General features: G+C 42.4%; 18 protein-coding genes (1 of these 18 cut by a window edge). 7 read left to right on the top strand and 11 right to left on the bottom strand.

What is annotated here, in order from left to right; genetic code table 11:
• The 3 genes in view from DN752_RS14915 to rpmH are tightly spaced (at most 28 nt apart) and all read right to left on the bottom strand, a layout consistent with a single transcriptional unit that may run on beyond the window.
• On the bottom strand, window positions 1-1,070 hold the 5' portion of the coding sequence (locus tag DN752_RS14915) for a S41 family peptidase (protein ID WP_170134457.1). It extends 598 nt beyond the left edge of the window; only the first 1,070 of its 1,668 coding nucleotides appear in the window; its start codon is at window positions 1,068-1,070; its stop codon lies off the left edge, out of view.
• Window positions 1,051-1,449 carry a ribonuclease P protein component gene (gene rnpA, locus DN752_RS14910; protein WP_112784689.1) on the bottom strand — a complete coding sequence of 133 codons (399 nt, stop codon included), beginning with the start codon at window positions 1,447-1,449 and terminating at the stop codon, window positions 1,051-1,053. The genes DN752_RS14915 and rnpA overlap by 20 nt, the downstream gene beginning before the upstream one ends.
• A gap of 28 nt (window positions 1,450-1,477) precedes the next feature.
• Window positions 1,478-1,636: a 50S ribosomal protein L34 gene (gene rpmH, locus DN752_RS14905; protein WP_112784688.1), complete on the bottom strand. Its 159-nt coding sequence runs from the start codon at window positions 1,634-1,636 to the stop codon at window positions 1,478-1,480.
• A 210-nt stretch (window positions 1,637-1,846) separates the two neighbouring features.
• Between rpmH and DN752_RS14900 the strand changes: the two genes are divergently transcribed.
• Together DN752_RS14900 and DN752_RS14895 are read left to right on the top strand one after the other, a co-directional pair.
• Entirely contained in the window at window positions 1,847-3,514 is a 1,668-nt protein-coding gene (locus DN752_RS14900) for a M61 family metallopeptidase (RefSeq protein WP_112784687.1), read from the top strand.
• Window positions 3,515-4,129: 615 nt separating this feature from the next.
• A complete protein-coding gene (locus tag DN752_RS14895) occupies window positions 4,130-4,573 on the top strand; it encodes a DoxX family protein (RefSeq protein ID WP_112784686.1) in 444 nt (147 codons plus the stop codon).
• 132 nt (window positions 4,574-4,705) lie between these two features.
• On the opposite strand, the gene DN752_RS14890 is transcribed toward DN752_RS14895, so the two are convergent.
• The 8 genes from DN752_RS14890 to rplU all read right to left on the bottom strand — a co-directional run bounded on the left by DN752_RS14890 (window position 4,706) and on the right by rplU (window position 15,136).
• The gene (locus DN752_RS14890) at window positions 4,706-5,434 is read right to left on the bottom strand and encodes a LolA-like protein (RefSeq protein WP_112784685.1); all 729 of its coding nucleotides are present in this window, start codon (window positions 5,432-5,434) and stop codon (window positions 4,706-4,708) included.
• A 10-nt stretch (window positions 5,435-5,444) separates the two neighbouring features.
• Window positions 5,445-7,493, bottom strand: coding sequence for an insulinase family protein (locus DN752_RS14885; protein ID WP_112784684.1), 2,049 nt, complete (start codon window positions 7,491-7,493; stop codon window positions 5,445-5,447).
• 26 nt (window positions 7,494-7,519) lie between these two features.
• Window positions 7,520-8,851, bottom strand: a complete 1,332-nt coding sequence (locus tag DN752_RS14880; RefSeq protein WP_112784683.1) for a M16 family metallopeptidase — start codon at window positions 8,849-8,851, stop codon at window positions 7,520-7,522.
• Between the two features lie 1,498 nt (window positions 8,852-10,349).
• Window positions 10,350-10,688: a helix-turn-helix domain-containing protein gene (locus tag DN752_RS14870; RefSeq protein ID WP_112784681.1), complete on the bottom strand. Its 339-nt coding sequence runs from the start codon at window positions 10,686-10,688 to the stop codon at window positions 10,350-10,352.
• A gap of 13 nt (window positions 10,689-10,701) precedes the next feature.
• Window positions 10,702-12,855, bottom strand: coding sequence for a peptidase domain-containing ABC transporter (locus DN752_RS14865; RefSeq protein WP_112784680.1), 2,154 nt, complete (start codon window positions 12,853-12,855; stop codon window positions 10,702-10,704).
• Between the two features lie 13 nt (window positions 12,856-12,868).
• Window positions 12,869-14,038, bottom strand: a complete 1,170-nt coding sequence (locus tag DN752_RS14860) for an HlyD family secretion protein (protein ID WP_112784679.1) — start codon at window positions 14,036-14,038, stop codon at window positions 12,869-12,871.
• Window positions 14,039-14,530: 492 nt separating this feature from the next.
• Complete coding sequence (gene rpmA / locus DN752_RS14855; RefSeq protein WP_112784678.1) at window positions 14,531-14,791, bottom strand: 50S ribosomal protein L27; 261 nt, start codon at window positions 14,789-14,791, stop codon at window positions 14,531-14,533.
• Window positions 14,792-14,824: 33 nt separating this feature from the next.
• Window positions 14,825-15,136: a 50S ribosomal protein L21 gene (gene rplU / locus DN752_RS14850; RefSeq protein WP_112784677.1), complete on the bottom strand. Its 312-nt coding sequence runs from the start codon at window positions 15,134-15,136 to the stop codon at window positions 14,825-14,827.
• 1,377 nt (window positions 15,137-16,513) lie between these two features.
• Here rplU and DN752_RS14840 point away from each other — a divergent pair.
• The 5 genes from DN752_RS14840 to glpK all read left to right on the top strand — a co-directional run bounded on the left by DN752_RS14840 (window position 16,514) and on the right by glpK (window position 24,124).
• A complete protein-coding gene (locus DN752_RS14840) occupies window positions 16,514-17,497 on the top strand; it encodes a ribonucleotide-diphosphate reductase subunit beta (RefSeq protein ID WP_112784675.1) in 984 nt (327 codons plus the stop codon).
• Window positions 17,498-17,530: 33 nt separating this feature from the next.
• A complete protein-coding gene (locus tag DN752_RS14835; RefSeq protein ID WP_112784674.1) occupies window positions 17,531-19,930 on the top strand; it encodes a ribonucleoside-diphosphate reductase subunit alpha in 2,400 nt (799 codons plus the stop codon).
• Between the two features lie 310 nt (window positions 19,931-20,240).
• Window positions 20,241-20,861 carry a hypothetical protein gene (locus DN752_RS14830; protein WP_112784673.1) on the top strand — a complete coding sequence of 207 codons (621 nt, stop codon included), beginning with the start codon at window positions 20,241-20,243 and terminating at the stop codon, window positions 20,859-20,861.
• A gap of 190 nt (window positions 20,862-21,051) precedes the next feature.
• Window positions 21,052-22,617, top strand: coding sequence for a glycerol-3-phosphate dehydrogenase/oxidase (locus DN752_RS14825; protein ID WP_112784672.1), 1,566 nt, complete (start codon window positions 21,052-21,054; stop codon window positions 22,615-22,617).
• 4 nt (window positions 22,618-22,621) lie between these two features.
• Window positions 22,622-24,124 (top strand): glycerol kinase GlpK, encoded by a 1,503-nt coding sequence (gene glpK / locus DN752_RS14820; protein WP_112784671.1) that lies wholly within the window; start codon window positions 22,622-22,624, stop codon window positions 24,122-24,124.
• Window positions 24,125-24,166: the final 42 nt, after the last annotated feature.

Genomic DNA, 24,166 nt, shown 5'->3' with positions numbered 1-24,166 from the left:
TCTCTTTTGCTGTAATCAATCTCCTGAATACACCTGCCACTTGGAATGTAATATTTAGCTGTAGTCACCTTAACCTGAGAATTATAAGAAAGCGGAATTGTGCTCTGCACTAGACCCTTTCCAAAGGTCTTCCTACCTACCAAAACCGCTCTGTCATAATCCTGCAAGGCTCCCGATACAATTTCGGAAGCTGAAGCAGAACGCTCATTGATCAATACCGCCAGAGGCATTCGCTTATCCACGGGAGAGCGAGTTGTCTTATATTCTGCGTTGACATTTTCCAACTTCCCAATGGTACTCACTACCTCTTTGCCTTTAGGGACAAATAGACTAACGATATCCACTGCTTCCTTCAGGATTCCGCCGGGGTTATCCCTCAGATCCAATATCAATCGCTCTGCTCCACGGCTTTTCAGCTCCACCAGTGCTTTTCGAACATCATCTCCCGCATTGGTCGTGAAATCTGTCAATTTAATGTACCCGATATTGTCATTGACCATACCATAAAAAGGAACGTTATTGATCACGATTTTTTTTCTGGTGATCGCAAAAGACAATGTATCCTGGTTCCTTTTGACCACTACCTCCACGGGGGTATTGGCGGGGCCTTTTAGCATCTCCGAAATATCAGAGGTCACCAGCTCCACCACATCGACAGTATCTACCTTTAGCAGTTCATCCCCGATGCGCAAACCTGATGATTCGGCCGGAAAGCCTTCATAGGGCATGAGGATCATGTTCTTACCGGTCCTATTACCGATCATCGCCCCGATACCTCCGTACTCTCCCGTCGTCATAGTCCTGAAATCTTCCGACTCTTCTTCTGGGATATACGTGGTATACGGATCCAACTCTTCGAGCATGGCATTGATCCCAACCGTCACCAATTCGTCAGGATTGATTTCATCCACGTAAAACGAATCAAGTTCCCGAATCAAGGAAGCGAAGATGTCGAGGTTTTTAGCAATCAAAAAAAGCTTGTCGTTTTTCCCTTTAAAGGAAACCAACATGCCCCCTCCTATTATCAGCACTAAAAAAATGGCGATTATGCTATTTCTTTTTCTCATCATTATTACGGTTAGCTTCTTGCCTATCTGCAAGTCGGTTTAATACTTTCTGCACCTTTGACTGGATCTTGTGAAAATCCTCCAAGTCAGGCGCTACATAAACGAAAGCTATCAATTTTTTGTTATTTTTACCATCTATAAGTAAGGATTTATTGAGCCGGTAGGCTTCTTTGATCCTTCGCTTTAGGTAATTTCGATGAACAGCCTTCCTTATTTTCCTCTTGGAAACAGAAAAAAGTACCTGATTGGTTTCAGCTTCCCCTTCTATTGGTAAATAAATGATCTTAAAGGGGTATAAAAAAAAAGAGGAACCTTTGTCAAAAAGTTCCTTTATTAACTTTTTAGAATGTAATCTCTCCTTCTTTGGCAGCCTATAGTCCATAGTCATAAGGCATCAAGGAACGAACAAATTACTTCTTAAGTGTTTTCTCTGAAGATACGGATAGTTTATGTCTACCTTTTGATCTTCTTGCTTTGATCACCCTTCTGCCGTTAGGTGACGCCATTCTTTCCCTAAATCCGTGCTTATTTCTTCTTTTTCTGCGAGAAGGTTGAAATGTTCTTTTCATGATCGTTTAATTTTCTATCAGCTACAGAATGCTCATGGGGCTTGGTATCAAACTACCACTAACTTCTTTTACCGATTTATGTTTTTAATATTTACTGCTTTTCTGTCTCTCCTTTTACAGTAACCCCTGAAAAGGACTGCAAAGATAGCCACGTTTTTTTTATTTACAAACCAGTGACTTACTTTTGTTTATTGTAAAGCACAAATGTAAATGGAATACCTGATATATAGAAATAATCCGCACAATCAATTTGTACAAATCCAACTCACTATTCAGTGTGCTGCCAATAGCACGTATGAGCTCCAGCTTCCCTCTTGGCGACCAGGTCGGTATGAAATCACCAACTATGCGCAGAAAATAAAAGGCTTCGCCATCTCCTCCCTAGAAGGACCTGCTCACTGGAACAAAAAGTCAAAAGACCTCTGGGTATTCCAAACGCAAGAGGCAGGCCCCTATACCGTCAGTTATGAATTCCATGCCTCGCAAATGGATGCTGGAGGAAGCTGGTCTGACGATGAACAACTCTACTTGAACTTCATCAACTGTTGTTTTGAAGTGAAAGGGCTGGAGAAGGAGCAGGTAATTGTCCACCTGCAACTTCCCGAATCTTTCGAAATAGCCACCGCTTTGCCAAAAATAGACACTTGTATTTTTCAGGCTGATAATTTCCAGCACTTAGTGGACAGCCCGGTGATCGCCTCTCCTTCCCTGAAGCATTACAGCTACCAAGTACAAGCAAGTAATTTTCATCTCTGGTTTCAAGGAGAAATCCATTTTGACATTCCTCAATTGATCAAAAAATTTGAGGCTTTTACGCTAAAGCAAATTAGGGCATTCGAAGAATTTCCAGCGGAAGATTATCACTTCTTATTCCAGCTGCTACCGTATAAACATTATCATGGAGTAGAGCACCAATTTTCGACGGTAATCACCTTCGGTCCGGCAGAGTCATTGGAGCAAAATGAAAACATGGATGAATTTTTTGGGGTAAGTTGCCATGAGCTTTATCACTTTTGGAACGTTTGCCGCATCAGGCCAAAAGAACTTCTCCCTTATGATTTTTCTAAAGAAACCTACTTTGACACTGGCGTGGTAGCGGAAGGAGTCACTACCTATATGGGAGATCTATTCCTGCTAAAATCCGGCTACTTCACTTTGGAGGGGTTCCTTGCCAATATGGAAAAACAGCTTAACAGGGAATTCAGCTCCTTCGGCTGGCAAAACCAATCCATCAGCGCATCTAGCTGGGACCTATGGCTAGATGGCTACAAAGCGGGTATTCCAGAAAAAAAAGTCAGTATATATAATCGAGGCACTCTTCTATCCACCATTTTGGACCTAATGCTCCTGGAAAAGGGAAGCAGTCTGCATGAAGTCATGAAAGAAATGTGGCTGAAGTTTGGCAAGTCAAACAAGGGCTACACCATGCAGGATTATCAACAGATCATTGCTGACCTACACGGCAACAAAGAAATCATTGCTGATTTTTTCAAGAAGTATGTGGGAGGCACGGAGGATATTTTTCCTTTACTATGCAAGGAAATGGCCACGATCAACATCACCGTCAAAAGCATGCCCCATTCCCAAGTCCTAGCGGCCAACTGGGGCATCATCACTCTAGCCGATGGAACCATAACCAAGATCCACCCCGAATGCCCTGCATATACATCACTCATGCAAGGGGATAAAATCAACACTATTAATAAAAAGGCATTTGCACAAGATGACGTTATTGAAAACGAGGTGATAAAGCTAGACATCTTCCGTTTTGGCAGAAAAGTCCACTGCCAGCTTCCAGCATCAGTCCGTAGTTATTACCACGAATACTTACTTGTTCCTGGCGAAAGCAATGAGAAGCGAGACAAGTGGTCAAGTTAAGCCCAAAATAATTCGGCGTAAACCCTCGCTAGGGTATCCGATTTTAAATCATGAACTGTTAGTAGTGAAACTGCAACGCAATCAGGGTGCAACCCAAAGTAGCTTCAGGTGGAAATACCTGTGCCCTTGGCTAAGGATGTTACGCCCTTTCAGGGTTTTTTTATGCTACTTGTCTTTTCCAATTATAAGCAAAAAATCAGCGCAAATCATAATCATCTGCGTCATCAGCGTTCCATCAGCCCCTCAACCTTTCCGCTTGGTCCATGATTTTTCTAACTCAATAGAGTCCACTTGGCTTTTTCCTTCAGGTACCAACCCAGCTCGCAGTGATGGGTTGTAAATTAAACCCGGATTATGCGTTAGGAATCGTAGTGAGAGCTGAAATTGCAAGAAAATCAGTTAGTTTGGAGGCATTAGCGTAGCACCGCTACGGTTATGCCGAAAACTAATGTGAAACGGCTGATTTTGAAGCAGTTTAAGGTCGCAACAGATAGGCTAATGCATATTCCGGGTTAAACTTGGGCTAGCAAATGAATCAACTTATATAAATCACTAAAAACCAGTGAAATAAGTTATTTTATTTGTATATTATCCTAAAACCAAACCCAAAATACCATGGAAACTATTTCTAAAATCGAATCGTGGGCAGATACCCACCATCCCAATTGGATCGATTTCATTAGGATGGCACTAGGCCTATTCATTATGTACAAAGGCATCATGTTTATCGCCAACACAAGTGCCTTAATGGAAATTATGAGCAATAGCGACCTCCAGTTTTTTAACCTAGCACTGGCCCATTATGTAGCTTTTGCCCATCTAGTGGGAGGTTTTATGATCGCTTCCGGTTTATTGACGCGCTTTGCAATCATTTTTCAAATACCCATCCTGCTCGGCGCTGTCTTTTTTGTCAATATCAACCAAGGCTTCCTTTCTGTTTCCAATAACTTGGAATTTGAACTATCCTTGGGTGTATTGATTTTGCTGGTTGTTTTTCTCATTTATGGATCAGGGAAATTCTCTTTGGATCACTGGATGAAAAACCATCCCCATTGGTAAAAAGACCACACCCTGAATGTGCATTAGCCTATATATTATGGACTATAACGGCTCCTAATGCATAAACCGAATGAAATAAAAAGAGGCTACCCCTGATCAGGGATAGCCTCTTTTTATTGGCCATGGCCAGCCTTACCACTCAAAGAGTGTGCTATCTAATTCTTGGTTAAAGACCACTGAGGTAATATTTGCTTCCATTGCCGTAGGCATCATGGAGTTAGCTATCACCATCTTGGAAGGAACCATGATACCGTCGACTTCTTGGTAATCCTTATAACTAACGGTCCCGGCAGCTTCAGACGCTGTCTTTAATTTCAGTCCTGATTCAACGCTATAAAATTCTGAAGTTTCCACACCACTGGCATCTTTAAGCAGCAGTTTATGAGCAGCTTCACCTTCCACGTCTTCTGTACCACCATAAGTCACCTCGTAACCAAGCTCCTCATAGAACAACTCCGGAAAAACAAAGGTCTGGCTCTTCATGGAGTTAAGCTGATCTTCGGTAAGGTCTTGCTCTTGCCCCATGCTGACCACTTTCCCTTGATTGTCTCTGATGACCGTCTTGGCCACTTGATTACCATTCATTTTGGTAAGATTCAGTAGACGGTGATTCTCTTGGTCAGTTACGGCCTTGATCACAAGGGTCATCCCCTGAATCTCCGTTTCCATGTTCATTTCCATGTTTTTGATCGCCTTGATCTTCTCTATTCCTCCTGCCGCACTGATATATTTATCCACGACTTCTTTTACAGTCACATCTTGGATAGATACCAAACTTCCCTTTTTCACGGCTTCATTGGCCTGGACATCCACTCCGCTCATCATCAGTGATGCCACCAATGCAATCATTGCCTTTTTCATAGTTATATTATTATTTAAAATCTTCTTCTGTCAGTTCCGGATTAAGCTCCAATGACTCCACGGTAGTATTTAGCGGTGCAGGGATCATTGGTGATTTTACGATCATTTCCATAGCATATTGTATCCCTTCATGCTCTTGATAATCTGAATAGGTGATTTCCCCTGTCTTTTCATTTTCACTCTTCACCTTCAAACCTGTTTCCACACTGTAATAGTTCACGCTTTTTGCACCGGTAGGATTGGAAACGATCACCTTATAGGCTTTCTGACCATCTATGTCTTTTATGCCGTCCAATTCAAGAGTATACATCAAATCTTCATAATGTGCCTCTGGGAAGATAAACATGTTCATCTTAGCTTCCTCATACTGTTCATCAGTAAGCTCTTTGGATTGTCCCATAGCCGAAACAGTGCCTTTCCCTTCTGATAGTAACGTATTGGAAACCGTATTCCCCATCATGGATACCTTTTGACTGAAACGCATAGCAGGATCATCGTATACCATAGTCATGCCTATTACCTGCCCTTGAACTTCCGCTTTCATCATCACCTTCGCGGTTTCGACTGCATTGACAGCATCTTCACCACCTATTGCCTTGATATAATTATCAATGACATCCTCTGCCGTCATATCCATATCGGTCATCTCAATTTCCTTGACCGGGTCCCCCCAATTGTTATATAGGCTTACTGGGCCAAACTGGGCTAAGTTATCTTTTATTTCCGAACCATTCCCCACCACAGTTATGTACATATTGCTTGGCTTGATATACTTTCGTGCCGCAGCATTGATATCGTCCACAGTCAGGGCACTTAGCCGCTGCAAATAAGTTTTGTAAAAGTCAGCGGGGAGGTCATAACGCTCAATATTGATGGCAAATCTCGCCAAAGTAGAAGGGCTTTCCAAGGATCTACCAAAACTACCACTCAGATTGGCCTTGGCTGCTTCCAGTTCTTCCTCTGTGATCCCTTCATCCATTATGCGATTAATCTCATAAATAAGCTCTGTAACTGCAGAGTCGGTGACTGCAGTTCTTACGGAAGCTCCAGCAGAAAAGCTGGTCACCAGCTCATCCGCTCCAATGCTGGAATAGGCACCATAAGTATATCCTTTATCTTCCCGCAGATTCATAAACAATCGAGATGACGCTCCCCCTCCCAATATGTAATTTAAAACGCGGGTATCCAGGTAATCATTATTACCCAAACTCATCTCCATGGGATAGGTGATATCAACAACCGACTGCACAGATGCTGAGCGATCGACTAATGCGACTTCATTTTGCTCCGGAACAGAAGGTGTGGAATAGCTCATTTCTGGCACATCTCCCTTTTTCCATTTTGCAAAATGGGCCTTCACAACCTTCTCTGCTTCCTTCTTATCTATATCCCCTACTATGGCCAAATATGCGATATTTGGCTTAAAATAGGTTTCATAATAAGCACGGATATCTTCCATTTCAATAGCCGAAATGGATTCCTCTGTCCTGATCTCTCCATAAGGATGATCCGTTCCATACACCAGCTTACCTGCCAGTCGTCCTGATATGGCATCTGGCTCATCCTTGGATGCGGCCAGCCCTGTCAGCGCCTGCTTCTTCAGCTTATCCAATTCTTCCTGTGGAAAAGAGGGGTGAAAGAGTACATCCTCCATTAAGGTAAGGATCTTCTCCTGGTGCTCCTTCAATGATGATCCATACAGGGAGGTAGACCCTGCACTCAGCGAAGCCCCGATAAAATCCACCTCTTCATCCAGTTGGTCCTTTGACCGGGATGTGGTACCTGCCATGAGGATATCCCCGACAAAACCCGTCATTCCCGCCTTTTCTTTTTCAACTATCGGATCCCTGTCGATGACCAGGGAAAAGGCCACTCTGGGCAACTTGTGGTTTTCCACCACAAACACTTTAAGGCCATTGTCCAAAGTAAACGTCTCCGGATCCCCCAGCTCAATTTCAGGAGCAGGACCTGGCTCTGGGTATTTGCTTCTATCTACTTGCGCATGACTCAGTGAAGTCACGGCCATGCATAGGATTAAATATATAATGCTCTTTTTCATAAATCTGTCCAAGTTCAAGTTAAAAATTACTCTTGCGGCTGTGCTGATTTTGGCAAATAATACAGCACCACCCTACCGTCCAAAGTAAGGTATTTTTTTGCCACTCGCTGCAAATCCTCCCTGCTCACCTCCCTGTATTTTTTCAACACATCATTAATATGACCAGTCTCTCCAAAAAACACATGCGACTGTGACAGGCTTTGGGCTATCCCGGATAAGGTCGAGTTACTGCTCACCACATCATTTTCGATGATGTTCTGTAACTTCTGAAAGTCTCTTTCTGACACTCCTTCTTCCTGCACCTGCTGGATCAATACATCTATCTCTGTCTCTAGCTCCTCGGCTTTTACGCCCATATTAGTAATACCATACATGATAAATATCCCCCCATCTTCCAAGTCCAAAGGTATTGCGGCTACGGCCAAGGCTTTTTGTTGCTTGTCCACCAGCTCTTTGGTCATCAAAGAGGAATTGCCTCCTGTCAAGTAAGTGGAAAGCATGTCCATAGCATAGGAGTCAGGATCGTTCTTTGGTGGTAAATTATACGCTTGGATCACTGCAGGAATCTGGATATTATCGTAAACTATGTCCCGGATTTCCTCAGTCTTGGCAGGTTCTTTAATAGCTGGCCGATAGACTTCTTGTGCTCCTTTTGGAATTTCAGAAAAGTACATTTCCACCCATTCTTTCGTTTGCTCATAATCTATATCACCAGCTATGGTCAACGTCGCATTGTTCGGCACGTAAAATTCCTTATAAAACCCCATGAATTCATCCAAAGTCGCTGCATTCAAATGATCTAGTGAGCCAATTGGCGCCCACTGATAAGGGTGCTTGGAATAGGCTCTTTTGAGCGTCTCTGGCAGGATGGTCCCATATGGCTGGTTGTCATACCGCTGTCTCTTTTCCTCTTTCACTACTTCACGCTGGGTGTCCACACCCACCTGATCGATCTTGGCATGCAGCATCCGTTCACTTTCCATATAAAGAGCCAGCTCTAGCTTATTGGAAGGAAGAGTCTCGTAGTAATAGGTGATATCATTACTCGTATACGCATTGAGCGTTCCGCCTTCAGACTGGATTTTTTTCATGTATTCGCCCCTGCCGATATTTTCACTCCCCTCAAATAGCAAATGCTCAAAAAAGTGCGCAAACCCCGTACGTTCCGGGTCTTCGTTTTTCGAACCAACATGGTACAAAACCGATGTAACCACAATGGGAGTCGTATTATCCTTGTGCATGATCACATGCAGCCCATTGTCCAGATCAAATTCCTGGAAATCAATCTTATTTTGTGCAATGACCGGAAAAACCAATATACTGGTCACCGTAATCATTAAAAAACAAATTTTTCTCATACTTGGGTATTTAAATTACGTGGGATGTTAAAATTCTATATGGAGTGTAGCACCAATTTTCAATTACTTATAAACCATAAAAATATAACTAAAAGTATTTTTTCTCTGATAAACAAGCAAATAATTAGCCATTTATATCTAGGTAGTAGTTATCAAAACCAAACAAAATAGTACTTTATACCAATCATCATTACCAATTCCGCTATCGCTGTCTCCTGTCACCAGTAAAAAGAAAGGGGGATGCAAGCACCCCACCTTTCTCAATAAATCAGTACAGGAAGATAAAAAAATCACCAACATAGTAAAACAAAAAAATCAACACTTGTTCAACACACCTGTCCGATTTTTTTAAAAAAATATAATTTCTAAATGAGCCCTGTAAAAATCTTTATCATTACCCTCATTACCATAAGAGCTTCAGTACTTCATCAAGAGTACAAATATATATAGGTCAAAAGATCTAATTTATGACAACAATCATATTAGAATAAAATTTTAGTTATAGTTTGTGATTTGAAATGAGATAAGGAGCTACCCCACATCCCCAAGGAATGGTTAGGATAGAACGCTGATTTTGGATCAAGCCGAAAAGCTGTGGGACTGATGGAAAGCTGATGTCGCTGATGATTATGATTTGCGCTGTTTTTTTGCTTAAATTGGAAAAGACAAGTAGCATTAAAAAGCCCATGGTAAACACCAAAATTAATCTCATTGTTTTAGCAGAAATTACCTTCCTAGCGCTTATAAGTTCACGCTAAAACCCAGTACACACCAACAGCGCTTTATTCCAATAATCAATAGGGAATAAATTTCAAGAAAGTGTGTCGAATTTTACTCCCACAGAAATATTGCTTGATCCCTGATTTTGGTTTGATTCCCAATATGACGTTGCCCGTAAGTGTGCCCAAAAAGAAAGGGATACACCACACATGTATCCCTTCTGACGTTAATCAACACGAGAACTAAAAAATCACCAACATAGTAAATAAAAAAATATTGTCTTTAATCTATTTACTCAATCACACCTCAATATTAGTGCCAAGAGCGTTAATACTGAACCTGAAGAAAGTCCGAATCCTAGGCTTTGCCACAGATTATCTTCCCCCCTATCAATCCGCACATTCTTTTATAATGTAGTTTCTTCCTATTATTTTCTTTTTGACTTCGTGAACAACAAATAAAGCTGTCCAAAGCTTAAAATACTATACAGGACCTCAAACCCTGATTAGCGCTTCTAAACGTTATGTTAAAGGTACGGTGGGCGCGTGCACAAAACTTGCACGGAATAAAAATAATTTGAAAGTCAGCGATTCTCTTCCGTATTCTATCAAGCCAATGGCTTTTACAAAGCCGCTTTTGCAAGGGCTGGTTACTTTTTTCCACACAATGGGTAGACTATACTAAAAAAACTTCATTAGTCCTGAAAAAAAAGACCTCTACCCTACTTATGGGATTGCTAACAAAAAAACCTATATGCACGGCAGAAGAGATAAAACGGTCATACGGCTTCATTAATCCACTCCCACTCTGGTAACGGCCACCACTCTGGAATGATTGGAATATAGGTCCCACCATAAATATTTTCTGTTTCTTCAGGCCCAATAACCTTCAATGTAAAGGTCATTTCCAGATGCTTTTCCTCTACATAGTGGAAGCTATTGATTTTTCTGGAAAAGGTCACCTCAAGCCCCATATCCTTGAGGCTTTCCAAATGGTTATAAAGCTGCCTCCTGCTAATTCCCAAACGTGCCGAAAGTTCCTCTGGGGAGCCTGTTTTTTCCTCTCTCACCAGTTTATTAATAAGCTGAAGTCTTTCTATATGTTTAATGAAATTCATAATCTGTCCGTGGTTAATCCAATACAAAGTTCTGTTTTTGGAGCATTTGATAATAGGCTCCTTCTTGGGAAAACAGTGTATGATGGTTCCCTTTTTCCACCAGTTTCCCTTTTTCCAATACCAAAATACAATCAAAATCCCTAACTGCCGCAAGCCTGTGTGTAATAAAAACAACGGTTTTTCCATTTTTCACCAAGGCACGAATGGCCCTTTGTACGTATTCTTCTGATTTAGGATCAAGGGAAGCATTGGCTTCATCCATCACGATAATTTCAGGATCCCTATAAAATGCCCTGGCAATGGCCACCCGTTGCTTTTGCCCCCCTGACAAGGAGGCACCGTTTTCTCCTAGGAAAGTGGCAAAACCATTGGGCAAACCTTCAATAAAATCCATCATCCCAAGCTCGTGACATATCCCCACGATTTTCTGTATATCTGGCTGGTATTCGCCCAAAGCAATATTATCAATGAGGTTTCCTGCAAATAAGTCCACCCGCTGAGGTACCACTCCCACTATCTTCCTTAGACAGCTATGCTCGATATAGGCTATATCATGAATCCCTATCTTTATATGGCCGGCCTCCAGCGGATACAGGTGTTGCAACAACGCCACCAAAGTAGATTTTCCAGAACCACTCTCTCCTACCACGCCCGTGACCTTACCTTTCGGAATCTCAAGACTAAGCCCATCAAAGACCTTCGCCCTGGAGCCGTACCTAAAGCTCACATTATTAAAAGTGATATGGCCAATGGCCTCCTTATCGATCGTAAACTTTTCTTTCTGCTCTTCCACTTCTAGGTCCATGATCTCAAAGAGCCTGTCGGCAGCAATCAGGGCATTTTGGATGGTTTTGTTCATGCCAATAATCCCGACCAAGGGCCCTGTCAAGTAACCGATCAGGGCATAAAAAGACAACAACTCCCCTGGAGTAATTTCATTTTTCAAAACATAGCCTGCCCCGAGCCATAATAGAATAATGGTGAATAAACGAGAAATAAACTCAGAAGAACTGGCAGAAAACACATTGTTGACCCCTGAGCGGTAAATAGACCCAAGCATATTCACAAATTTGCCTTCCGTCTGGATATTAGCGTGCCCCTCAGCCCCAAACTGTTTGATCGTTCCCACCGAATGGATAGATTCCACCAGTTGTGATTCGAGCTCAGCAGTATTTTCCATCAGTTTTCGTTCTGCCTTCTTGTTCAGCTGATTAGTGATAATATACACAATAGAGTAAAGTGGGACGATCATCAACATGATCAGGGCCAGTTTCCAATAAAATGTAAACATGAGCATAAAAGAGAACACCACAATGAACACATTGACCACCAGGTTGATAGATACATCATTGATAAATGCCCTGATCTTCACGGCATCATTGATACGGGAAATGATCTCTCCCACTCTCATGGTATCAAAAAACCGCTGCGGCAAGGTCAACAAATGCTTATAATAGCCCAAAATCAACCTAGCATCGATTTTTTGGCCGGTCTTAAGGACGAAAACAGACTTATACACTCCAATAAAAACCTGAAAAAGCAGCAATAGGATCATCCCCACGCTCATCAGGTTTAGCAAGTTGGTATTTCTACTGATGAAGACATTATCTATGATTTTCTGGACGTAAATGGAGGTGGACAGCCCAAGGATGGTATAAATACCCGCCCCAAAAACAGCTTGTAGCATCACACTTTTATGAGGACTGATAAGGTACCAAAACCGTCCCACCACTGACACGGTACCATTCATAGCTTTGAATTCTTCATTGGGCATTAACAAAACCAGTACACCTGACCAAATCTCCTTAAACTCATCATGGGGAAATTTCTTCATCCTGCCTTCAGCCGGATCCATCACCTTGACATGGCGTTTGGACACATTATAAATCACCATGTAGTGATGAAGGGTCTTATTGATCACCACATGGGCTATGGCAGGTTTTGGGATTTGGTGCAAACTTGCAAAACTCCCCCGCACCCCCTTGGCTGAAAATCCCAGCGCTTCGGCAGCCTCTATCAGCCCCAGCACATTGGTACCTTTTTGATCGGTAGAAGCCAGCTGCCTTATTTTAGAAATAGGCATGTTCAGCTTATAGCTACTCGCTATGGAGGCTAGGCAAGCCGCTCCACAGTCCGTAATATCCCGTTGCTTAATTCTTCTGCTCATGAAACTACTCTCATTAATTTTTCAAAGCTGGGTTGAGCCAGTCATCTACTTTGTCATACAACAATTGGTACAATGAACGCCTGGCTACTAGGAACCGGCCATTAAAAGTCATCCCCCTCTTCACATCACCCTCCACGCCATTCTTTAGGTAAAGCGCCTCCTTGCTCAAATTACAAATAACTCGAAATGCCACTTCGTTTTCACTGATCATATTGATGTCTTTGGCAATCTCTTCGACCGTTCCCTCCAACAGTCCCCATTGGTTATAATCATAGGCGTCCACTTGAAAATTCACCTTTTGGCCAGGTTGGACAAAAGCAATATCGGCTGGATCCAAAAAAGCCACTGCCTTCAAGGTGCTATCAGGTGATATTTCAGCCATCTTTTGATTGGCAAATACAAAATCCCCCATTTTAATATTCTCAAAGTTAATGATCGTCCCAGCAACACCCGCCACGATCTTATATTGATGCAACCGGTCCCGGAGCAATTTTTTACTATTGGCCAGCTCATCAAATTCATTCTGGTAATCGCGTAACTCCTGTTCCCAAGAAGAGATTTTTTTACTATGATAAATGTCCAAATTGGCCAGAGACTGCTCAAACTTCGACCTGTACTCATCATAGTCGACTGCCGAAATCGCCTTACTATCAAAAAGTACCTTCGCACGTTTGAGGTCACGTTTTTCTTTTTCGAGCACCGTTTGTAGCTGCTGTACGCCTGACACATATTCAAAAAATGCTGCTTGATAATACTTCGTCGTCAGTGTACGTCCCAAAAAATCATCTATCTGATTGGGACTAACCTTCATTAATTTACGCAGGTCAGCAATAAAATTCTGTACCAACGCCTTCCGGCTGTTCACACCGTCAATCTCCAAATCCACTTGGTCCGACTTGATCTCTGCCAGTACCTGCCCTTGTTTTACGGACTCATTTTCGACGATATTAATCGAAGATACCCTGCCAGAAACAGGCGCGTGGATTTCATTTCGTCCCAAGGAAGTCTGAAAACTACCCCTAGCACTCACCGATACATCCACATAAATGAAAGGAAGACTCACCAACATTACGGCCAAAGCGACGAGTACACTGGTATAAATGACCTTTGACCTTACGGATATTTTGCCTTGATAATATTCAGTTGTTTGATTGACTATAGAGGCTGGAAAAATCGTTTTCATTCATAATATGAGTTAAACTGGAAATAATATAACCCATTAAAAAGAAAAATAAAAAACACCAAAAACAGGTAATACACACCACAATACTTTTCATACACCAAAAAAAGACATAAAACTCATTTTCAACCATTCAAAAAACAGAATAACATACTACAATCACACCCTGAACAAAAATAAAATAATTAAAATTTATGAACACGGAATCTGATTATACGCTTTATTGCCAGTAAGTTTTATTTCTCACGGAACGCACAGAACACCCAGAATGAAGCAAGGCTTTTCTGTGATTACTGGTATCATTGGGGATAATCATAACACGGAATATGTATTAGCCTATCAACTGATGCATCATACGGAAGCCTCGTTGAAAAAAAGGACAAGCAATATTTCTGGAGGATGAGAAACTTTTGGCTCTATATGGATTCTATGAAATAAAAAAAGCCACCTTTCAGTAAAGGCAGCTTTTTTTAAATATTTTGTCGATTAAAAATCTTATGCTTCAGCGGGAACTACGCTTACATAAGACTTACCATCATGCTTTCTCTTAAATTCTACTTTTCCATCAGACACGGCGAACAAAGTATGGTCTTTACCTACTTTTACGTTCAGTCCTGGGTGATGCTTGGTTCCTCTTTGTCTTACGATAATGTTACCAGCGATTACAGATTCACCACCAAACTTTTTCACACCAAGTCGTTTACTGTGGGATTCTCTACCGTTTTTAGAACTACCGACACCTTTCTTGTGAGCCATAATTTTTAATGTTTTAGGGCTATAAGATTAAACTTATAGTGTAATGTTTTCAATAAGTAATTTTGTAAACTCTTGTCTGTGACCGTTTTTCTTTTTGTAACCTTTTCTTCTCTTCTTCTTGAAGACGATTACTTTGTCACCTTTTACATGATCAAGAATTTTTCCTGTCACCTTGGCGCCATCCAACAAAGGGGCACCTACCGATATCGTACCGTTGTCATCTGCCAACAATACCTCATCGAACTCAACGGAAGCGTCAACATCGCCTTGCATTTTTGGTGCATAGACATATTGATCTTTAGTTACTTTGAACTGCTTTCCAGCTATGTTAACTATTGCGTACATACTAAGAACTTTTTATCAAAATTGAGGTGCAAATATAAGGAGGATTTTGATAACTAGAAAATTTCCCGAAAAGATTTACGTAAAAACTTTAAAAAGCTGATTCCGAAATGCTTAGTAACTCTCTTAGCGCAGGTAAATATACATCTCTTTTAATTGGATTTATACAAACATGGGGAAATCAATCGGCGAAAGCAAACATCTTATATATAGTAATTTGATTATACGTTTTCTTGCCAGTAGGTTTTATTTCTCACGGAACGCACAGAAACCCCAGAAAGAAACAACGCTTTTCGAGCCTGTCTGGAACCAAGGCCATAGCCGTCAGGCTAACGCATGTTGTTGCTTAAAATCTATATCCCTATTGATGTCGATGCTCCTCACAAAAATGGTCTAGGGGGATTTCAAATCCCCATTATCTCGGTTCGGGATTACAAATCCCGAACAGCTAAAAATCCCGAACAGCAAAAAACAATTTTCGTGTAGGCATAGCTATCATCCGTGCCGCTGGCACTTTGCCCCGATTTGTACATTGGAAACCGCAGTAGCCTATCTTGCCGAATGGCGGGATAGGCTGAAAGAATGATTAGTTGATTTGGATCGTACAAGCCGTCGCAGCTATCTGCTCAGATATAGTGGTTGGCTTGGTTGAGGTTAAACCCTGAATAGACGTTAGCAACTGAGCATCCTGCCCAATCCGCCTTTGGCGGAGGGTCATATAGAAGGTGCTGGTGACAACAAAAAATGATTACACACAAAAGCGTAAGTTCCGTAGGAACGGCAGATATAAATGCAAATAGGAACATTTTTTTAAATGCCTTTGCCCTGGGCAAATCAATAGGCGAAAGCAAACATCTTATAAACTATAGGATAATGAGCTACGAAAACTCATTGAAATTATCAATTGAAAATTATCCATAAATAGCTTGCTTTTGTTTAGGATTTGAAAATCAAACAGTTGTTTGTTTCACAATTAAAAAACAAAACAATAATCTGACTTACAGTAAATTATATGCCGACCAATATATTGACTCAAAGTCAAAAAAATGCTTGAATTTAGGTTTGGAGATTTTTTTAACTTTTTTTCCACCCCTTCTGAATGCCCTATAAATGCCGTTTTAATAGAATGTTAACTTTAAATTAACACCCTTTACACATTGATATATAATATTTTATCATTAAATTGACCAATAGTCAACAACTTAATTCTTCGTCCTAACCTATGGTTTTTTTTCTGGAAATTGTTGGTGATATTTGTTGTACGGCTCTGGGAAAAACTGCTCTTCATCAGGCATTTTTCGACAACGAAAGGTATTTTCATAATAATAAACGCCGTGAGATTATAAATAAATTGAAGACATATTAAAACTGACTGACGTAATGCAAAAAACGGAACCCATATTAGAACAAGGAGATAGTAGCAGATTTGTATTGTTCCCTATTCAGCATGATGACATCTGGGAATTTTATAAGAAAGCGGAGGCTAGTTTTTGGACAGCAGAGGAAATAGACCTAGGTCAGGACCTTAAAGACTGGAAAAACCTGACTGATGACGAGCGTCATTTCATATCCCATGTTTTGGCGTTTTTTGCTGCGAGTGATGGCATTGTCAATGAGAACCTAGCAGAGCACTTTGTGGCAGAAGTACAGTACACCGAGGCCAAGTTCTTCTATGGCTTTCAGATAGCAATGGAAAACATCCACTCGGAGACCTACAGTCTTTTAATTGATACGTATATTAAAGAACCAAAAGAAAGAGACCGCCTGTTCAATGCCATCGAGCACTTGGACTGCGTGAAGAAAAAAGCTGACTGGGCATTGCGATGGATTGACGAGGGTGATTTTCAAGAAAGACTGATAGCTTTCGCCGCAGTGGAGGGGATCTTCTTCTCAGGATCTTTCTGCTCTATCTTTTGGCTGAAAAAGCGTGGCCTAATGCCTGGATTAACCTTCTCCAACGAGCTGATTTCAAGGGATGAAGGACTCCACTGTGATTTTGCATGCCACCTCTACACGGAGCATATCCAAAATCCTCTCCCTAAGGATACCGTTTCGAAAATCATCCAAGATGCAGTAACCATCGAAAAGGAATTTGTAACTGACGCCCTTCCTGTAAGGCTGATCGGTATGAATGCCGATTTGATGTGTCAGTATATTGAGTTTGTAGCCGATAGGCTATTATTAGAATTGGGCTGTGAAAAAGTATGGAACAGCACCAATCCGTTTGACTTTATGGACATGATCTCTCTGCAGGGCAAGACCAACTTCTTTGAGAAGCGGGTGGGCGATTATCAGAAAGCTGGGGTCATGAAAGGCAAAGATGCCTCTGATTCAGCGAAGTTTTCTGTAGAAGAAGACTTTTAATACCCTTTTCCCAACCTTAAACTCCAAGTTAGCATGTTAGTAATCAAAAGAGACGGCAGAAGAGAATCGGTAAGATTCGATAAGATCACCACTAGGATAGAAAACCTCTGTGGCAACCTAGACTCTAGGTACATCCAGCCTATCGAAGTCGCCAAAAAAGTAATTGACGGACTTTATGATGGTGTCACCACTTCAGAGTTGGACAATTTGGCAGCAGAAGTCTGCGCATCCATGACCGTGAAGCATCCGGAATACGCCATCCTTGCTGCCCGCATTGCCATATCCAACCTGCACAAAACTACCAGCCAGTCCTTTTCAAACACCATGAAAAGACTGTACACCTATGTCAATCCCAAAACAGGTGACAATGCTGCCCTTATCGCTCCCGATGTCTATGGTATTGTTAAAAAACACGCCGCTCGCCTGGACGAAGCTATCGACTATAGCAGGGATTTCAATTACGACTTTTTCGGGTTCAAAACCTTGGAGAGAAGCTACCTGATCAAGCTTGACGACAAAGTGGTGGAGCGTCCCCAGCATATGCTCATGCGTGTAGCCATCGGTATCCACAAAGAGGATATTGACGCCGCCATTGAGACCTACACATTGCTTTCCGAAAAGTGGTTTACCCATGCTACACCGACCTTGTTCAATGCCGGTACACCTAAGCCACAGCTTTCCTCTTGCTTCCTCCTTACCATGAAGGACGACAGCATCGATGGTATATATGACACCTTGAAACAATGCGCCAAGATCTCCCAGTCCGCTGGTGGGATTGGTCTTTCTATCCACAACGTAAGAGCCAAAGGCTCTTATATCCGAGGAACTAACGGCGTCTCCAACGGTATTGTCCCTATGTTGAGAAACTTTGACATGACCGCCCGCTATGTGGACCAAGGAGGAGGAAAAAGAAAAGGCAGCTTTGCGATCTACCTTGAGCCTTGGCACGCAGACATCAAGGACTTCATGGACTTAAAGAAAAATCACGGTAAAGAAGAATTGAGAGCGCGGGACCTCTTCTATGCCCTCTGGATTTCTGACCTATTCATGAAGCGGGTAGAAGCCAATGAAGATTGGTCACTCTTCTGTCCAAACGAAGCACCGGGACTAGCAGATTGCCACGGAGAGGAGTTTGAAAAACTCTATGAGAAATATGAAAAAGAAGGCAGAGCCATCGAAACGGTAAAGGCCCAAGAGCTTTGGTTTGAAATCCTTGAATCCCAAATAGAGACCGGCACGCCTTATATGCTTTACAAGGATGCTGCTAACGGTAAATCCAACCAAAAAAACCTCGGTACTATCAAGTCTTCTAACTTATGTACCGAGATCATGGAATACACCTCTCCAGATGAGGTGGCGGTGTGTAATCTCGCCTCCATAGCATTGCCTAAATTCATCAAGACCGACAGTCAAGGCAAAAAATCCTTTGATCACCAAAAACTGTATGAAATCACCAAAGTGGTCACCAAAAACCTCAACAAGGTAATCGACATCAACTATTACCCTGTGGAAGAAGCCAAAAAATCCAACTTTAGACACCGTCCTATCGGGATCGGTGTGCAAGGATTGGCTGATGCCTTCATCTTACTCAGAATGCCATTTGACAGTGAAGAAGCTGCAGGGCTCAATGAAGACATCTTCGAGACTATCTACTATGCATCCATGGAAACATCCATGGAAATGGCAAAAATCCAAGGAACTTATGAAACCTATGAAGGCTCACCAGTTTCTCAGGGACAATTCCAGTTTGACCTTTGGGGGGTGACGCCAAAATCAGGCCGATGGAATTGGGCAGACCTGAAAGAAAGAGTGGCTAAATACGGGGTAAGAAACTCTCTTTTGGTCGCCCCAATGCCAACAGCATCTACCTCTCAGATTCTTGGTAACAACGAATGTTTCGAACCATACACTTCAAACATCTATACCCGAAGAACACTTTCGGGTGAATTCATCGTAGTGAACAAACACTTGATGAAAGACCTGATCCGATTGGGGCTATGGAATGATTCCATGAAAAACAGGCTCATCGCCGCCAATGGTTCTGTTCAGGACATGCCGGAAGTACCTCAAAACATTAAAGATCTTTATAAGACCGTTTGGGAAATCTCCCAGAAGGTCGTGATCAATATGGCCGCCGATAGAGGAGCTTTTATCTGCCAGTCACAAAGCATGAACATATTTATGCAAGAACCGAACTTCGGAAAGTTAACTTCCATGCACTTCTACGCTTGGAAAAAAGGATTAAAAACAGGCATGTACTACTTGCGCTCCAAAGCTGCAACAAGTGCCATCCAATTTACCGTGGACAAGGCAGGTCTAAAAGACGCTCAAGACGCTGCTGCCCAGACGGAAGAAGCCAACAAAAGCAACAATCAAGATGCCATAGCCTGCTCACTTGACAATCCTGATGATTGTGAAATGTGCGGAAGTTAATCATAACTGATTCCCTACAAAAAAAGCCTGGCAAACGTCAGGCTTTTTTCATTTAGTTAAACCCCGGTTTATGCATTAGGAATCGTTATGAAAGCTGATTTTGAAGCAATTTCGGATCGTAATAGATAGGCCAATGTATATTCTGGGTTAAAGTATCATTTTTACAGCAACACATTATTTTTTAAATAAAAGCTTCACTTCCCTGAAAATAAAAGTGTTATATTTCGGTCTTACAACGTTCCACCAAAACAGGACAACAAGAATAACCAAAGGATTCTTTCTGTTATAGAACAAGTGAAAACTACTTTGAATGAAATACATTGTACTTATAATAGCTCTATTTACCCTTTCTCCTTTTGTTTCAAAGGCGCAGTCCTCTGATCCATCAGGAGCTACTCGCTTATATAAGCCCTTCAAGGTAGACGTTGGCATCAACCTGACTTTTCCTACCCAATCAGAGCTTACTACTGGTGGAGGGTTCTTTGTAGAGCCCCGTTATGGTATAAATGACCAATTGAACATTGGTCTTCAACTGGGCAGCAATATTCTAGGACAAGGGGAATCGCTCTTCAACCATCAAGAAGCCACCTATCGTGCGCAAGCGATTTCTAACTTATCCCTAACGGGAGAATACCTTTTTGGCAGGGAAAACACTCGTCCATTTGTAGGGGTAATGGCAGGAATGTACAGAAGAAGCGATTACGAAATCGTAGATTCAGACGATGGTACCATATTCAACCAAATAGGAAACGAAGTGAATTTTGGCTTTGCTCCGCGAATGGGCATCATCGCAGGAAAATTCCGGATGAACGTCACCTACCATATCACCGGAAAAGACATCAGTGATTTTTTCAGCATAGGGCTAGGAATCCAATTTGGTGGAGGAAAGATCAAGGATGAACCGAAGAAAAGTTATAGTACCTGGGAGTAAGCCCTCCTACCCCCTAGGTAGATAAATACACCTTCAACTTACAAGGAATCTAGAACAGCTGTAAGCATCCCTGTCTCTTATATTTACCTCTATAAACTCCTTAGTTTCAAAATTCTTTATTTGCATTGGCTTATAGTCCTGATTTTTCATAAATTATATGAGTTACATTTTTAACTCATCATCACACCCTATGAACAGAACTAGTAACCTTCGCCATTTAACAAAAAATCAACTTTGGGATATTGTTATAATTGGTGGGGGAGCCTCGGGGTTGGGAGTCGCTTTGGATGCCCTATCACGAGGTTTGAGCGTCGCTCTTTTTGAAAGAGCTGATTTTGCAAAAGGCACTTCCAGCAGAAGCACCAAACTGGTTCATGGCGGTGTGCGCTACTTGGCCCAAGGGGACATACTTCTGGTATGGGAAGCGCTCCGTGAACGGGGAAGAATTTTAAGAAATGCCCCTCATCTTGCCCATGTACAACCCTTTATCATACCAATATATAGCCATGCTACAAAATATTACTATTCCGTGGGGCTCAAACTCTACGATTGGATGTCTGGCTGGCTGAGCTTGGGAGACTCTGCCTATATTTCCAAAAAAGAAACCATAAAACGGCTACCTCAGATCAAAAAAGAGGGGCTTTTGGGTGGGGTAGTCTATCAAGACGGAGAGTTTGATGATGCCAGACTCGCCCTATGTGTTGCCCAAACATCTGATGACATGGGCGGCTGCATTCTCAACTATATGAAAGTAAATGCCCTCAGCAAGGACAACAATGGCCAAACCAATGGTGTAAAAGTCAGGGATACTATCAATAAAAAAACCTATGATGTAAAGGCCAGAATGGTCGTCAACGCCACCGGAGTATTCGCTGATAAAATCCTCCAAATGGATCAAAAAGGCACTCCGAGAATGATCCAGCCTAGTCAAGGAGTCCATTTGGTTTTACCACAGTACTTTTTGGGAGGTAAGGACGCCTTGATGATCCCCAAAACCTCCGATGGCAGGGTGCTATTTGCAGTTCCCTGGCAGGGCAAACTGGTGGTAGGAACCACTGATACCATCCGTGAAAAAGCTAAACTAGAGCCAGAAGCACTCTCTAGGGAAATTAACTTCATACTGGACACAGCTGGCCATTACCTCCAAAAACAACCTACCAGAAAAGATGTACTGACCGTATATGCAGGCCTACGACCACTTGCTGCCCCACAGGGAGGAAGCGTAAAGACCAAAGAGATATCCCGAAATCACAAAGTCATCATCTCAGAAACAGGCCTAGTCACTTTGACAGGAGGAAAATGGACGACATTCCGCAAAATGGGCGAGGACACAGTGGATCATTTTTCCCGTATCACTGGAGAGGAAATAAAAGAAAGCCGATCTTGGGAGATCAAATTTCACGGCTATGGTGATCCCACTTTGGATGACAACCACTGGAAATCTTATGGTACAGATGCAGTAAAAGTCCTCCAGCTAATTAAAGACACCCCTGCCTATGCCAAATACCTTCATCCCAATTACCCCTATGTGGCCGGAGAAGTCATCTGGGCCGTAAGGGAGGAAATGGCCATGCATATAGAAGACTTTTTGGCCAGAAGGATTCGCATACTTTTACTGGATGCTGCGGCCGCAATGGCCATGGCTCCTATAGTAGCCAAACTAATGGCGGAAGAATTAAAAAAAGACAAAAAATGGGAGGAAAGCGAAATCGCTGCTTTCAATAAAATCGCTGAAAAATATTTGATCAAAACCTGAAACAATGACCCAAAACAACCAATTCATCATGGCACTGGACCAAGGCACCACCAGTTCAAGAGCCATACTTTTTGACCAAAAAGGGCAATCTGTCGCCATCGCTCAGAAAGACTTTAAACAATATTTTCCCAAAACAGGTTGGGTGGAACACGACGCTAAAGAAATATGGACTTCCCAAGCGGCTGTAATTTTGGAAGCCATTGCCAAAGCAGAAATCGAACCTGCCCAAATTGCGGGGATTGGCATTACCAACCAGCGGGAGACGACCATTCTCTGGGACCGTAAAACAGGAAAACCTCTATATCGTGCCATCGTCTGGCAGGACAGGCGGACCTCTGCTTACTGCAATGCCCTGAAACGCAAAGGCCACGGTGATATGATCAACAGTAAGACGGGATTGATCATTGACGCCTACTTTTCTGCCACCAAAATCAAATGGATATTGGATAATGTAGAGGGTGTCCGAGAAAAGGCAGAAAAAGGGGAAGTTTGCTTCGGCACGGTGGACAGCTGGTTGGTATGGAAGCTTACCAATGGCAAGCAACATCTCACCGATATCACCAATGCCAGTCGCACCATGCTCTTCAATATCCATGACAAGCAGTGGGATGAGGAGTTATTGGAGTTTTTTGGTATTCCAGCTTCCATATTGCCAGAAGTAAAATCCAGTAGCGAAGTATACTGCACCACTGCTGGAGATGTTTTTTCAGCAAAAATACCCATTGGAGGCATCGCCGGGGATCAGCAGGCAGCACTATTTGGCCAACTCTGTACACAGCCCGGAATGGCCAAGACTACTTATGGTACGGGCTGCTTTATGGTCATGAACACTGGTGGCAACCCCGTGAAGTCAAAGAATCAATTGCTGACCACTATTGCTTGGGAAATAAACGGAAAAGTCCAGTACGCATTGGAAGGCAGTGTATTTATCGGAGGCGCAGCCATTCAATGGCTTAGGGATGGGCTGGCAATCTTCGAAGCATCCGAACAAAGTGAATCCTTAGCCACCAGTGTAGATGATAATGGAGGGGTGTATTTTGTGCCGGCACTCACCGGTTTGGGAGCGCCCTATTGGAACCAAGATGCGCGTGGTGCTTTTTTTGGCATCACCAGAGGGACTACCCAAGCACATTTTGCGAGGGCGGCACTGGAGGCTATTGCATTTCAGGTCTATGACGTATTAGCAGCTATGGAAAAAGACGCTGGGGCCAAAACCAAAGAAATGCGAGTGGATGGAGGTGCTTCAGCCAATAATTTCTTGATGCAATTTCAAGCTGACCTACTCAGAAGCGAGGTCAAACGTCCACAAATCACTGAAACCACTGCCCTTGGAGCAGCCTTCTTAGCGGGACTGGCAGTAGGCTACTGGGAAGACCAGAAAGAACTCCAGCAATTATGGGAGGAAGAAGCGTCATTTTCACCACAAGTAGAACCATCTGACATCAAAGAACAACTTCACTTCTGGCATAAAGCTGTCGAAAGGAGTAAGGACTGGGTAGAAGAATAAGGTTTGTGTATATTGGACAATGACTTTTTGGCCAATGGAACC

Source organism: Echinicola strongylocentroti (assembly GCF_003260975.1).
Lineage (GTDB): Bacteria > Bacteroidota > Bacteroidia > Cytophagales > Cyclobacteriaceae > Echinicola > Echinicola strongylocentroti.
The sequence above is the reverse complement of the archived record's forward strand: the minus strand, read 5'-3'. Positions and strand labels throughout refer to the sequence as shown.